Below are 13,884 nucleotides of genomic sequence, written 5' to 3'. Positions count from 1 at the left end.
AGGGTGAATCTTTGAGAGTCGATCGTATCACGAGAATCGATGCAAAACCGACAGCAACCATTGTGTAAACGGCGTTAGCTGGGTTTTCTTATAAGCGTCGGCGGCTTTCTTGATACATTCGGCTTGCGTCGGATAGGGGTGAATGACGCTGGCAAGCTGTTTCAAGCCGATGTTGTGGACGATCGCCGTCGTCAGTTGGCTGATGGTTTCTCCTGCGTGACGGGATACTAATGTGGCACCGAGGATTTTGTCAGACCCTTTGACGTGCAGGATTTTTAACAAGCCCTCCGTTTCCCCGTCCGTGATGGCGCGATCGAGTCCCCGAAACGGAATTTCGATGGTTTGCGTGTCGATACCCTGCGATCGCGCCTCCGCTTCGTACAGTCCCACATGGGCAACTTCTGGGTCAGTATACGTCACCCAAGGCATCACCAAATCGCTCAGTTTCGCCCGTCCCAAGCCAAACGGCGCAAACAGCGTATTTTGAATGACGATTCGCGCCGCCGCATCAGCAGCGTGGGTAAACTTCCAGTTCGTACAAACATCCCCCGCCGCAAAGATTTTAGCGTTGCTGGTTTGCAAGTTATCGTTAACTATAATACCTTTATTACTATGCTTTACTCCAACGACATCTAAGCTCAAACCCTCAATATTTGGGGTTCTTCCAGCGGAAACCAGGATTTCATCGACGTCGATCGCCTCACCACCTTCTAAAAAGATTACCTTTTTGCCATCCCGACTGTCCACGCGAATCGGCTGAGCGTCCAACCGAAGCTGTATCCCCTCGCAGAGAAACTGCTGTTGAACGATTTCCGCAGCCTCAGCATCTTCCCGGTGGAGAAGATGCGAATGACGGTGAATCAGCGTCACTTGAGATCCCAACCGCTGAAACATTTGAGCCAGTTCGCAGCCAATGGGGCCGCCGCCGATAACCGCCAGTCGTGGCGGTCGTTCCGTGAGGTTAAACACCGTTTCGTTCGTGAGATATCCCGCCGCTTCCAGTCCTTCAATATTCGGACGAACCGCCCTCGCTCCCGTAGCGATAACCGCTTTTTTATAACGCAATTCCGTCTCGCCAACGCGAACCGTATCGTTTGCAGTAAAAGCGCCGTTTCCGAGAAACACATCGATCCCCAGATTTTGGAACCGTTGGGCGCTATCGTGGGGGCTAATCTGCGATCGAATCCGTCGCATCCGTTCCATCACCGCCGGAAAGTCCACCGTCACCGAATCCGGCGCAACAATCCCATATTTTCGAGCGTTGGCGATATCCGCCACCACGCGAGACGATCGAATCATCGCTTTCGACGGAACGCAACCGACATTGAGACAATCGCCCCCCATCAAAGAACGTTCCACCAGGGCGATTTTAAATCCCAATCCCAACCCCGCCGCTCCCGCAGCCGTCACCAACCCCGCCGTTCCCGCACCGATGACAACGAGATCGTAACAGTCAGCGGGAGTAGGATTGACCCAATCGGGAGGATGCACTTGAGAGACGAGTTTCTGATTGTACTCGTCCATCGGGGAAACGGTAAAAGTGTCGAATTCTGTATCTGTCATGGCTTGAATTTCTGTTGATGAGATCGGGAGGTGATGAGATGAGGAGGTGATGAGATGAGGAGGTGGGGAGATGAGGAGGTGATGAGATGAGGAGGTGATGAGATCGGGAGGTGATGAGATCGGGAGGTGGGGAGATGAGGAGGTGATGAGATCGGGAGGTGATGAGATCGGGAGGTGAGAAAATGTAGCAGAAATGCGATCGCTGTGGTCTTCTTGCTGCCTCACCCATCATCCCATCATCCCATCATCCCCTCATCCCCTCATCCCCAAATTCCTCGGCTAAAGCTTGTCTGGCTAGTCGCGTGACATAGAGGGTGACGGCGACGGTGGCGAGAAAGCCGATAATTTGCAGAATCAATTGAATGCGTTCGGCTTGGGGGTTGCTGGTTGCAGCACCCGTTCCGAGGGTGGCGAGACTTCCCGCTAAAGAGCCGATATAGACGTACATTATCGTGCCGGGAATCATCCCCACCGCGCCGATAACGTAGTCTTTGAGAGAAACATTGGTTAAGCCGTAGGCGTAGTTGAGAAGGTTGTAGGGAAAAATGGGAGAGAGGCGCGTGAGCAGAACGATTTTGAGACCTTCTCGCCCCACCGCATCGTCGATCGCGGTAAATTTCGGATTTCCGGCAATTTTCTGCGCCACCCAGCCTCGGGCGATGTAACGTCCGACGAGAAAAGCCAAAGTCGAGCCGAGGGTTGCGGCGATAAAGACGTAAATCGAGCCGAAAACGACGCCGAAGACGACGCCAGCCCCCAGAGTGAGAACGGAACCGGGGAGAAAGGCTACGGTGGCTAAGATGTAGAGCAGGATAAAGACGCCGACACCGATCGCACCGAGGTTTTGAATCTGTTGTAATGCTTCCCGCAGCAGTTCTTGGAGATTGACGCCGCCGTTGTTGGCAGTTTCTTGGGCGAAAACGGGCGCAATGCTGAGACTGAGGTATAACGCCGTTGCAGATAGGATTTTGGCGAGGCGGCTGGGTAGTCGGTAACAGGACACAGGTGGCACGATCGCAACTCCATCGGGGGGACTCTCTCTCGTTACGTTAACTTACTCGAATCGGTTGAGCTGAGTGCGAGCCGTTTTGTTTGAGATCCCAATCCAGTACTCCATCCTTCTTTTTTTATTGACACTCCCCAGCTATCACGGCGTTAGCGATACGGACGCGATCGCCACAAAGCAACAGAAGAAAACAGCAGCACCGAAGTACTGCTGCAATTAAGGTGTTGGATAAATTCGTCTATGCCAGTCGAGCCTTGTCTATGCAAGCAGGGCGTCGTTTTCGGGAACTTCCACCACGTCCACCGTATTGCTGTCTTCGACGCCGCTGAGGGTGGCGATTTGGAAGCCCGATTCGAGTTTGATGCCCAAGTCGAGAGTTCCGTCGCCGTCGAAGTCGCTCACCTCAAAGCTGAAGGATTGCGTGACTTTGATGGCCAGGCGATCGACCCCCACTTCAAAGTCCATAATCGCATCGAGGCTGGTTTCGTCGTCGAGGACGAAAGTATCGCTACCGCCGCCACCAATTAACACATCGTCGCCGAGGTCGCCGTCGATAACGTCATCGCCTTCGCCGCCGATCAACATATCGTTGTCTTGACCGCCGTTCATCACGTCGTTACCGTCGCCGCCAGAGACCATGTCTTCCCCGGTGTTCCCGTTGACGATATCGGTATCAGACCCGCCGTCTACGCTGTCGTTACCGTCGGCACCCACGAGAACGTCCTTTCCGGCGTCTCCAGAGAGTTCGTCGTTGCCCGCTTCGCCAGATACGATGTCGGTTTCGGCGGTACCGGATACGCTGTCGTCTCCTTCAGAACAGATGACTTCCTTTTCTCCTAAGTCGTCGAGATCGACGGCTTCTCCGCGAAATTGGAGTTGGAAGAAGCTTTGGGTTTCAACGCTCAGTCGAACCTGTTCGTTGAGTCCCATAACGGCTTGGAAATCAACTTCGTTCGTCATGAGAACCGTTTCGGGGTTGTCAGCTTCCCCGTCGTCCGGCATCATGTCGTCGGTGGCGCCACCGTCTTCGAGTTCGCCGTCGGGGTCGGTGACGAGGCTACCGTCGCCTTCGCCGTCTTCTTCTTCGGGGTCTTCCGGCGTTGAACTCATGCCTTCTTCAGCGGTTCCGGCCAGTTTGTCGCTTTGGGTGCGCACGCCGAATTCTTGACCGATGAGATCGTCGACGGTCAAACCCATGACGACGACGGAATCGCCTCCGGCGACGCCCACTTCGTAGGAGTTGGGGGCGATGCTGGCGGTTCCGACTTGGGAAACGTCTTTGCGATCGTCTTTGACTTCTAATTCGCTCGAGGAACTTAAGGCTTCGAGTTTGGAGTCGTCGGCGATGTTGAAGAAAACGCCTTTGACCGCTTGATTGGCTTCGACGGAAATTTCGACGCCGCCATCGACGGGATTGAGGGAGACGGTGGCTTCGGCGAGGTTTCCGACAAAGTCGTTGACGACGAAGCTAAATCCGCTGCTGCCGCTTGCAGCGTCGCCATCCTCGAGGTCGTCGCCGCTGTTATTCCCTTCGAGGTCGTCTTCACCTTCATCACCTTCGAGGTCGTCGTCTGCTTCGAGGACTTCTTCGTTGGTGACTTCTTCGTTGGTGACTTCTTCGTTGGTGACTTCTTCGTCAGTTGAATCGATAACTTGTTCGTCTACGGGGTTGTTTAAAAGTTCGTCCACGGTTTTCGGTCTCCATCCACTTCGATTTATAACGATGCACGCCTCGGCACGATCGAGGGTCGGTCTGAATTGTTCTTCGATCGCGTTCGTTAGAAGTAGCAGCCTCTACGTTGGTCGATCGATTCGTTGGGAACTTTTCAAACCCGTTATCTTTAATCGTTTTCAGTCGGTTCCAGTTCGTGCCTACCTGTCTTTTTCGACGATTTCCTAGTCTTAGAGTTCCCCAAGTTCCTGCTTTTTTTTCACTGTTTCCTGATAGTAATATTTCGATTTTTTGATTCAATAAACTGGTGTTTTTACTGAAAAAAATGGGCGATATTACTGATGGTTTTTGTTGAAAAACTGCGCCCTATGTAAAAACACGCAAGGTTCGGGTGGATACGTCCCTCCCAAATTGCCAAAACCGACGGAGAAGCTTGAGGTTTATTTATAGAAAAATGCCGATAGTTTGCGAAAAACTATCGTTTGCGATACCAGCGACGCAAGGTTTCGGGAGAAACGCCCAGCAAGTAAGCGGCCACGATGGCCTGATTGAGAAGGGTCGTCCGTAAAATCCCGAGTCTTTGCCAACGGCGTCCCGAGGTGAGGACGGGAATGGGAGGAATGGCGATTTTGCCCTGTCGTCGCAGTCGCCGGACGAACTCGAAATCTTCCATAATCGGCAGGTCGGGAAATCCGCCAAGTTTGTCGAATCGATCGCGCCTCAGAAAAAGTCCCTGGTCGCCGTAGGGCAACTGTGCCAGACGCGATCGCCAGTTCGCCCCCCGTTCGACGGTGCCGATTCCCGGTAAAGACGACTCGATTTGTAACTCGAAGGCCCCGGCCACCACGTCCGGTTCCGACAAGACCTGACGTACCAGCACATCAAAGGCTTGGGGTAACAGAGTATCGGCGTGGAGGAACAAGAGAATCTCGCCCGTAGCCGCCTGCGCCCCAACGTTCATCTGTCGCGCCCTTCCCGGTGGACTGTCGAGAACCCTCGCCCCCAGAGCGCGAGCGATCGCTCCCGTGTCGTCGGAACTCCCCCCATCGACAACGAGGACTTCGACGTTCCGTCCTGCCAACACCCGTTTCAAGGTCTCCGGTAGGGTGGTGGCCTCGTTCAACGCCGGAATCACCACAGAAATCCGTTGCCCTTGGCGTCCCGTTGCCCGATCCCACTCCGACAAATCCTCCGGGCGATCGATATCGCTCAGGGGAGACAGCAACGACACCGACAAACCGAGCGATCGCGCCGCCTCCAAAGTTTGCAGCAACACCGTTTCCGTTCCCCAATCGATGCCCGAAAACAGTTCCGGGTACGGCTGTCGCAACGCCATCAAATAATATCCCCCATCCTCCGCCGGACCGAGAACCGCGTCGGCCTTCTCCAACGCCGCAAACCCCTGCCGTAACAGAGACGCACTCAAACCGGGACAGTCAATGCCGACCAAAGCGATTCGATCGATCCCCTCAGCAAAAGCCGTTTTCACCGTTCGACCGAGGCGATCGCCCAAATCCCCCTCTCCTTGCGGGCGATAGACGAGATCTGCCCCCAACCACCGCCGCAGTTGCCCCGAAGTCCCGCCGACAAAGCGCACCTCCGCCGCTGCATCCTCTTCCGCGTTCCGCCACTGACGTACCGTTTCTAACGTGCGTTCCGTCATACGACGTTGCAACCCGGCCGCACCGCGTTTTCCCAACGCCGGAACCAACCGAGTTTTCGTTCGTCCCGGTTGAGGATAGCGCGTAAACACGACCGTTCGTCGAGACGCAGCAAGAGCGCGTTTCGATTCTTTTGAGGGCAACTGTATCTCGAACATCAACTCAAACCCGCCTCGTTTTTTCACCACAGGGCGACGTTAAGACAATCGGGGAAACTTGGCAATTCCGACAAGGATCGGCGATCGCAGGTACGAAGTTCATGGACTCAAACCCACGCGATCGCCGAGGTCGCCCATGCCTCCCACAATTTTTTTTAAAACCATCCCCCGATCGGACTCGGAGATTTCGATAAAATCGCCTATATTGAAAAGTGTTTTAACAGACTCCCGCTTAAATTTTTTCAACTTCCTGGCGAAAGGCATGGCGAACACACAAGGCGATCCGATCCGCGTTCAATCTGAAAGCGAACTTCCCGAAACTCAGCCGACCGTTGACGCCGACATCGAACCCGAACGCGAGGCTCCCCCAGAAACCCCACCGCCTCAACCGCCTCAAGAGCGGTCGGAGTCCCTGTTGTCTCGCGTGGCCACCTCTTCCAAAGAGACCCTAAATCGACTGTGGGGATGGCCGCTGTTTTGGTTCCTGGTGCTGGTGGGATTTAGCAGTACGGCAATGGGGGCGCTCGTCTGGCTGTTTTCCATGCCTCCGGTTCCCGATTGTAAGTCCGTCTCCACCCTCGCCCCCGATCGCGAACGGTTGTACTGCGCTCAACAAGCTGCCCAATCGGGACGCTTAGCAGACCTCGAAGCGGCTATCGACCTTGTAGAAAGCTGGCCCGACGATCACCCCCTACAACGACAAGGCACGAAATTCGTCGAACAATGGTCGCGCCAGTTGTTGGATATGGCACGGCGGGCGGCGTTGCGCGGCGAACTCGACGTGGCCTTAGGTCTCCTAGAACGGATTCCGAAAGATAGCCCCACCTATCCTGAAGTCCAAAACACCATCCAACGGTGGGATCGCGGTTGGGAACAGGGACAGCATATTTATAACCTGGCCAGCGAAGCCCTGAAAAATCAGAATTGGTCGGAAGCTGAATATCAAGCCGAACGGTTGCTGGGGATTGGCGACGACTACTGGAGCGAACAGCGGTTCGACGAACTGATGGCGCAAATCGCGGCGGAAAAAGAAGGACGCCGCAAACTCAAACAGGCGCGAGAAGCCGTGCAATGGGATACCCCCGCCGAGGCGGAAGCGGCGCTGAAGCTGATTAATACGATCGATGCCGATACCTACGCCCGCGCCGACGCCCGCGCCGATATCGAACAGTGGAGCCAGAAAGTTTTGGAAGTGGCCGTTACCGAGCAGCAATCGGGCAATTTCCAGCGGGCGTTGGAAACGGCCGAAATTATTCCGGCGGAAGCGTCGGGATACGCCCGCGCTCAAGAGGTGGCGGTGTTAGCCCAAAGCGGGGTGTTGACTTCTGAGACGTCGAATCCGTTGGCCAAACCGGTTTCGAGTCAAATTTTGACGCTCCTCGAAGCGGAAGCTCTCTCGGAAAGCTTGCCGCCGAGCCATCCGCTTTACGAGATCGCCCGCCAGCAACAACCTGAGTGGGAAGATCATTTAGAAGATTTGTTCCAGTTGCAAGCGGCCAGCGCCATCGCCGCCGTCGGGCAACCTTGGACGTTGGATGTCGCGCTGGCTCAGGCAGAAGCCATCGAGGGCGATCGCCCCCGCCGCGTTCACGCTCAAAGTTTGGTGGCGTACTGGCGTAAGGAAATGGAACGGGTGGCCGATCGCCCCATCCTTCGCCGCGCCGAACGGTTGGAAGAGTTAGGGACGATCGAAGCCCTCAAAGCTGCCATCGACCAAGCTGAACAAATTGCCCTCGGACGGGCGGAGCGACCCGAGGCACAGGCGCTAATCGCCCGCAGCCGCACGCGCATCGCCATGCTGGAAGACCAGCCCGTTTTGGACGAAGCGGAAAAACTGGCTGAAGACAACAAGTTCGCGGAAGCGGTGGAGTTGGCACAGCAAATCGGTGAGGAACGACCGCTATACGAGAAAGCTCGCGACGCGATCGATCGCTGGCGCGAGGAATGGCGACTGTACGAAGACCGACCGATCCTCGACGAGGCCATCGAATATGCGGAAGAGGGTAAACTGACTGACGCGATCGCGACAGCCGCAGAAATCGGAACCGACAGCCCGATTTATTACGAAGCCCAAGGCAAAATCGGCGAGTGGCTCGCCGAACGGGACGGACGCAACCGCAGCGCCCCATCTTCGGGCAATGGTGGAGGGAATGCCCCCGCCCCGGCTCCGGCTTATGAAGCCCCCGCCCCGGCTCCGGCTTATGAAGCCCCTGCCCCCGAACCGGCTTACGTTCCCCCAGCGAGCGAGAAGAAAATTACCTATTGAGGGAACGGACAACGGAGAATTGACCGTTGATAATCGATAATAGATCGCAGGGAAGCGTTTTTCCCTCACCTACACGAAAGAGTCCGGGAGCGTGGTAGCCCCGTGATTTTAATCCGGGGCGGAAACGCGACTCGTGCGGCTTTAGCCGCAGTGATATAATTGAATTACCTTCTCGATAACCCGAATGGAAGGGGCTTAACATCCCGTGAGGGCAGACTTGCATCACGCAGAAATGTCGGTAGCAAAGTGGTTCCATCGGCGAGAGATCAAAGGCGATCGCAAACAAGTAAAGGGAAGCCTTTGGGCAACCCATAGAGGCGTATTTGACTTCGCCTATGAGTCCGACAAGTCGGAAGTTCTGAAATCCCTCCGGGGAATCCCCGTCGCTTCAGCGCGGGGAGTAGTCAAACCCACTGTTCGATATCGACAATGACAACCGATCGCTCGTCTTTGAAAACTTACGATTCTATCGAGGCGATCGCGATCGTGGCGATCGATTCAGACGAGCTGTTTCGGTTGGGACTGCAAACCTGGTTCGCTCGGGAGCCGAGAGTTCGCTTGCTGGCGCAACTGGGAACGGATGCAGAGGTTCGAGATTACTTCGAGGGAGAAGAGACCCCGGAGGCGGAGGAAGCGGCGATCGATGGACTCGATTTAATTGTGGTGGGAGATCTGGCCGAACCCTTGCGCCTGTGTCAACAGCTGCGCGATCGCCTGCCGGATGTCCCCTTGTTTCTCCTGAGCGCCTCCCCGACGGCGGCTCGTCTCGCCTTGGCCCGTCAGTTGGGCGTCCGGGGCTTTTGTCGCAAGGGAACGCCGCTCTCGGAACTGTTAGACGCTTTCGAGCAAGTGGCTTCGGGGGGCTTTTACTGGCAGGAACCGCCCTCAACGGTGGCTGACGCGATCGCCGAACGTCGCTCCTCCGACCGTCGCGAAGACTCGGTACCGCCGCCTCCGAAACCGCCCGAGATTCCCGGCTTGCACTACATCGAGGTGGCATTGAGTCAGACGAGCGATCGCCTGCAAAATCCCAATTTGACTCTGCTCGATCGCGTCGTGTTAGAAGGCCGCCGCCGGGAGCTGCAGGCCGCCCGTTGGCTGGTGACTCAGTTGCGATCGCCCCAGAAGTTCGGGTCGCCCTCCTCGGCGTCGCGCCCTTCCCCTTCCACCACAGGCGGAAACCACCAGGGCGAACGAGCCACTGAACCCCGAACCGAAGGGCGATCGAACCAGCTCTTATCGGTTGCGGACGCGAACGCCAGGTCTGCGATCGACGCCGACGACTTCGAGCGCGACGACATTCGATCGATCGTGTTCGAGGCCACCTTGGACAAACTACAATCGCGGTTGCTCAACCTCAGTCAAACCCCGTTGGAAATCGACATTTTCCGCCCCCAGAAGAAGCGAGAACTCCTGGCGACGGTGTTGCGAAAATTCGACGAAACGGCCTTGGACTTGCGAGCGTCCGCCGTGACGCCGGAACAACTCGCCGAAAAGCGATCGCGTATCCTGTTAGATCTGTGGCGGGGTACGACCCTCGACTTCTTCGGACCCTACTATACCCTCGTTATCGACGATCGCCCGGTGCAACTGGTGGATATTTTGTTGCAAGATGCCGAGGTGGTGCGAGAGGCGATTTTAGAGAAAATCCCCCAAGTCCCCGACTTGCTGGCACATCTGCTGTTTCGAGTTCCCCTGAAGGTGGACGGCCAACGGTACGAGTTTGGCAGTCTCGAAGCGACGCTGAGAGCAGAGTATTTGCTGCAAAATCTCCTCGTTGGCGTGGCGAACGCCGTGGTTCAACCGCTGTTGAATAACTTCGCCTACGTGGAAGCGATCGAACAGGCGTTTTACGACAAACAAGCCCTTTCCACTCGAGATATCGATCGCTTTCGCAACAATTTATCTTGGAAATATCGCTGGCTGAAATACATCGGCGAACCGAAAGCCATTTACGAAAGCCGTCATCCTTTATTCGTCTTCGCCGAACGGGGCATCGAGCGCGTCGATATTTTTATGCCCCGTCGCCAGGAACTGAGAGACCTCTCGCGCATCCAACAGGCGGTAACCGTAGTACTCGAAGGACGAGACGCCCTCGCCCCTCGGTTGCGCTCCGTGGTGACGTTCGTCGGTAGCGGCTTAGTCTATGTTTTGACACAAGTGATCGGACGGGGTATCGGCTTGATCGGACGGGGCATTTTAGAAAACCTCGGCGGCGTGCGATCGCGCCAGCGCGACGGCGTGTTTCCCCGCCAGCGCAACAAAACCGATTTTTACAGCGAACAGTAAGCCGCCAACCGTACCCAATCGAGACGGGTTCAAGACGATACCGAATCCGGCATCGTTACCCGTTCTAAATTAGCACCGTCCAATTGCGCCCAATTGAGGTTCGCTTCGTCGAGATTGGCTTCCGTAAGATTGGCATCGATCAACCGCGCGTATTGCAAATTTGCCCCTTCTAAATTGGCCGTTTCGAGATCGGCACTTCGCAGCGTACAGCCGATGAGGTTCGCACCGCCGAGGTTGGCTCCGCTGAGGTTGGCGCCGCTGAGGTTCGCACCGCCGAGGTTGGCGCCGCTGAGGTTGGCGCCGCTGAGGTTGGTACTAAGCAGAATGGCTTGGCTCAAATCCGCATCGCAGAGGTTCGCCCCAACGAGTTGAGAGCTACTCAAACTGGCCCCGCTGAGGTTGGCCCCGCTGAGGTTGGCGCCGTTGAGATGAATACAGGTTAAATTGGCTCCGCTGAAATCGGCCCCTCGGAGATCGACATCTTCAAAATCTTTTTCGCCGTGGGCGTAACGCTCTAGTAACTCGTCTGCGTTCATTGTCTGTTCGACCTCGATCGACTGGAGAACGTTCCTTTCAGTGAGCGATCGACTCTGAGCGGGAACGTTCGGACTAATCGGTAGTGCGCCCCGACTCCATTGGATCGACCGAAAACCATTTATGATTTGCCATCTCCGGCTCGTAAATTTCCACTGGAAACTACCAGAACTCTAGCCAACGGCGATCCCTCGCGGCTTTAGTTTAACACGAGTTTTTCTAGGCATTCCTGTCGCAGACCGGCCGCATATCCCCTTAACAGAAGTTTCGAGAAAATTTGCCCGATCTACATCTTTGCGACATATTTCCGATGGGTTCGCTCCTTCTTCCCCGAACCCTGAGAGAACTGATTTTCCATCGCCCCCTTCGGCCGAACTATCGCAATGGGGAGGGAAAACCGATCTCGAACCGTCACCTCACCACTCGAGTGCCAAGCAGCGATCGCCCGCGCTCGATGCCTTTGCTGGGATCGTACAACCCCTCGAGCGACCGAACTCCTCTCCAGTGTTAAGTTGAAAACAGCGAACCTCGGACAAACGGGTGGGAAGCCTCGATCGCGGATTGTCAACGGATTGTCGAGCCTCGATCGCGAACATCGGTCTTCCTGAGTCTGCCCTCCGACCGTTCCGCACAGCATTTGGCAGTCAAAATTGAAGAGGAGGTCAACTATGACAACTCGAGAAACCACTCGAGAGACAACGCAAGAGACCCAGCCAGATCGAGAGTGGTGGCGCAGCGCAACAATTTACCAAGTCTATCCCCGCAGCTTTTTCGACAGCAACGGCGACGGCATCGGAGACTTACAGGGAATCGTCAACCAACTCGACTATATCGCCGATCTCGGCGTCGATGCCGTGTGGGTGTCGCCGTTCTTCAAATCCCCCATGAAAGATTTTGGCTACGACATCTCAGACTATCGCGCCGTCGATCCCATTTTCGGCACGATGGACGACTTCAAAACCCTCCTCGATAAAGCCCACCAAAAAGGTCTCAAAGTCCTCATCGACCAGGTTTGGAACCACACTTCCAACCGACACCCCTGGTTTCTCGAAAGTCGCAGCAGCCGAGACAACCCCAAAGCCGACTGGTACGTTTGGGCCGACGCCAAAGCCGACGGTAGCCCCCCCAACAACTGGCTGGCCACCTTTGGCGGGAGTGCCTGGACTTGGGACGAACAGCGACAGCAATACTACCTCCACAACTTCCTGGCCGAACAACCCGACCTCAACTGGTACAACCCGGAAGTCATCAACGCCATTCTCGACGTGGCGCAGTTTTGGCTCGATATGGGGGTCGATGGATTTCGCCTGGATGTGGTGAACTTCTTCACCCACGATCGACGGTTGCGCGACAATCCCATCCGACCCGAAAGCGTCCCCCGTCCCGCTGGTGCCGACGCCAACGATCCCTTTTTCAATCAAATCAATCTCTACAATTTCTGCCAACCGGAAACCCTGGATTTGCTCGAAAAAATCCGCACCCTCACTGACCTCTATCCGGGGACGACAACGCTGGCTGAAATCAGTTCTGCCGAGGATACCATCGCCACCTCAAGCGAGTACGTACAGGGGGATAAACGGCTTCACATGGCGTACAATTCCTCGTTAATGACTCCGGAACCCCTCGATCGCCAACGCCTGTACGAAATCGTCAGCTCTGTGGAAGAACGCTTCGGCGACGGTGTGATTTGTTGGACGGGGGGAACTCACGACTTCCCCCGGTTGAAATCCCGTTGGATGAAGTTTCTCATCGACGATGCGTTTAGTCACGAAGCTTTCGACCATATGTTTGCGGCGTTGTTGCTGTCGTTGCGGGGCAGTTGCTGCATTTATCAAGGGGACGAACTGGGGTTGACTCAGGCGAAGATTCCCTACGAGAAAATGCAAGATCCTTTCGGCCTGGCGGGATATCCCAAAATTATGGGACGAGATGGGTCTCGTACCCCCATGCCTTGGGAGAAAGAAGGGGTCAACGCCGGATTTACGACGGCGAAGGAACCTTGGTTGCCGATTCCTGACGAACATCTCGAGCAAGCGGTGGACGTACAGGAGCGTCACGCCAATTCGTTGTTGAACAAGTATCGCCGTTTGCTGCGCTGGCGGAAACAGCAACCAGCCCTTCTGAAAGGGAAGTTACACCTCCTCGATACCCCGGAACCGCTGTTTGGCATCGAACGACAATGTGAGCAACAGCATTTACTCTGTTTGTTCAATCTCAGTCCTCAAGCGGTTCATTTCGATGTGTCGGCGTATCCGAATTTAGTTGAAGCTCAGGAGTCTGATTTTCACGTTCGACAGTACGATGAAACTATCGAACTTCCGGCTTACGGGGTCTTTTTCGGAAAGCTCAAATAGCTGGTCTAACTAGCGAAAAGAGCATCGACCGTCTCGCTTTCTCCTGAGATGGCAGCGATCGCATCTTCGGCAAAGGTCGTTTCGGAACTCTCCAAGTCCGACATCGCCTCCGAGAGCAGCATGAACTCTACCTTGAAATCGATGAAATCGATTGTGTTGCCATCGTCTAACTCGAACGAGTATTCGCCTTCGACCTCGTCGAAAACTGTCGTCGGTTCTCCCGTCAGCGGGTCGGTTTCTTCTGAAAGGTCGTCGTGAGTTTCGCGGCTGTCGTTGACGATTTTAGCTTCTTCTGAAATCTCGTCGGAAATCTCGTCGTGAGTTTCGCGGCTGTCGTTGACGATTTTAGCTTCTTCTGAAATCTCGTCGGAAATCTCGTCG

The 13,884-nt window shown here is 55.4% G+C and carries 9 protein-coding genes; 3 read left to right on the top strand and 6 right to left on the bottom strand.

Translation table 11 applies throughout. The features are described 5' to 3' along the window. Positions 1-27 precede the first annotated feature (27 nt). The 4 genes from ACP5D4_RS05810 to ACP5D4_RS05795 form a co-directional block, all read right to left on the bottom strand. On the bottom strand, positions 28-1,563 hold the full coding sequence (locus ACP5D4_RS05810; protein WP_428010687.1) for a mercuric reductase: 1,536 nt from the start codon (positions 1,561-1,563) through the stop codon (positions 28-30). A gap of 244 nt (positions 1,564-1,807) precedes the next feature. Next, complete coding sequence (locus ACP5D4_RS05805; RefSeq protein ID WP_428010686.1) at positions 1,808-2,566, bottom strand: TVP38/TMEM64 family protein; 759 nt, start codon at positions 2,564-2,566, stop codon at positions 1,808-1,810. 261 nt (positions 2,567-2,827) lie between these two features. Further along, entirely contained in the window at positions 2,828-4,258 is a 1,431-nt protein-coding gene (locus ACP5D4_RS05800) for a hypothetical protein (RefSeq protein WP_428010685.1), read from the bottom strand. A 458-nt stretch (positions 4,259-4,716) separates the two neighbouring features. Next, a complete protein-coding gene (locus ACP5D4_RS05795; protein ID WP_428010684.1) occupies positions 4,717-5,994 on the bottom strand; it encodes a TIGR04283 family arsenosugar biosynthesis glycosyltransferase in 1,278 nt (425 codons plus the stop codon). A 328-nt stretch (positions 5,995-6,322) separates the two neighbouring features. On the opposite strand from ACP5D4_RS05795, the gene ACP5D4_RS05790 reads away from it, so the two are divergent. Next, positions 6,323-8,326 (top strand): hypothetical protein, encoded by a 2,004-nt coding sequence (locus ACP5D4_RS05790; RefSeq protein ID WP_428010683.1) that lies wholly within the window; start codon positions 6,323-6,325, stop codon positions 8,324-8,326. A gap of 429 nt (positions 8,327-8,755) precedes the next feature. Beyond that, positions 8,756-10,615: a DUF3685 domain-containing protein gene (locus tag ACP5D4_RS05785; RefSeq protein ID WP_428010682.1), complete on the top strand. Its 1,860-nt coding sequence runs from the start codon at positions 8,756-8,758 to the stop codon at positions 10,613-10,615. A 29-nt stretch (positions 10,616-10,644) separates the two neighbouring features. Here ACP5D4_RS05785 and ACP5D4_RS05780 read toward each other — a convergent pair whose 3' ends face one another. Then, complete coding sequence (locus tag ACP5D4_RS05780; protein ID WP_428010681.1) at positions 10,645-11,151, bottom strand: pentapeptide repeat-containing protein; 507 nt, start codon at positions 11,149-11,151, stop codon at positions 10,645-10,647. Between the two features lie 666 nt (positions 11,152-11,817). On the opposite strand from ACP5D4_RS05780, the gene ACP5D4_RS05775 reads away from it, so the two are divergent. Then, positions 11,818-13,503: an alpha-glucosidase family protein gene (locus ACP5D4_RS05775; protein WP_428010680.1), complete on the top strand. Its 1,686-nt coding sequence runs from the start codon at positions 11,818-11,820 to the stop codon at positions 13,501-13,503. 5 nt (positions 13,504-13,508) lie between these two features. Here ACP5D4_RS05775 and ACP5D4_RS05770 read toward each other — a convergent pair. Continuing rightward, a partial coding sequence (locus ACP5D4_RS05770) for a hypothetical protein (RefSeq protein WP_428010679.1) occupies positions 13,509-13,884 on the bottom strand: 376 nt, incomplete at its 5' end.

The sequence above is a fragment of the Baaleninema sp. genome, assembly GCF_049974805.1.
Classification (GTDB): Bacteria; Cyanobacteriota; Cyanobacteriia; order Cyanobacteriales; family Geitlerinemataceae; genus Baaleninema.
Note: the sequence above shows the minus strand (reverse complement) of the source record. Positions and strands in the feature narration are given on the sequence as shown.

What these genes read in the sequence shown, in the direction of transcription:
- ACP5D4_RS05785 (WP_428010682.1), top strand. Translation starts at nt 8,756, where the DNA reads ATGACAACCGATCGCTCGTCTTTGAAAACTTACGATTCTATCGAGGCG.
- ACP5D4_RS05775 (WP_428010680.1), top strand. Translation starts at nt 11,818, where the DNA reads ATGACAACTCGAGAAACCACTCGAGAGACAACGCAAGAGACCCAGCCA.
- ACP5D4_RS05790 (WP_428010683.1), top strand. Translation starts at nt 6,323, where the DNA reads ATGGCGAACACACAAGGCGATCCGATCCGCGTTCAATCTGAAAGCGAA.
- ACP5D4_RS05810 (WP_428010687.1), bottom strand. Translation starts at nt 1,563, where the DNA reads ATGACAGATACAGAATTCGACACTTTTACCGTTTCCCCGATGGACGAG.
- ACP5D4_RS05780 (WP_428010681.1), bottom strand. Translation starts at nt 11,151, where the DNA reads ATGAACGCAGACGAGTTACTAGAGCGTTACGCCCACGGCGAAAAAGAT.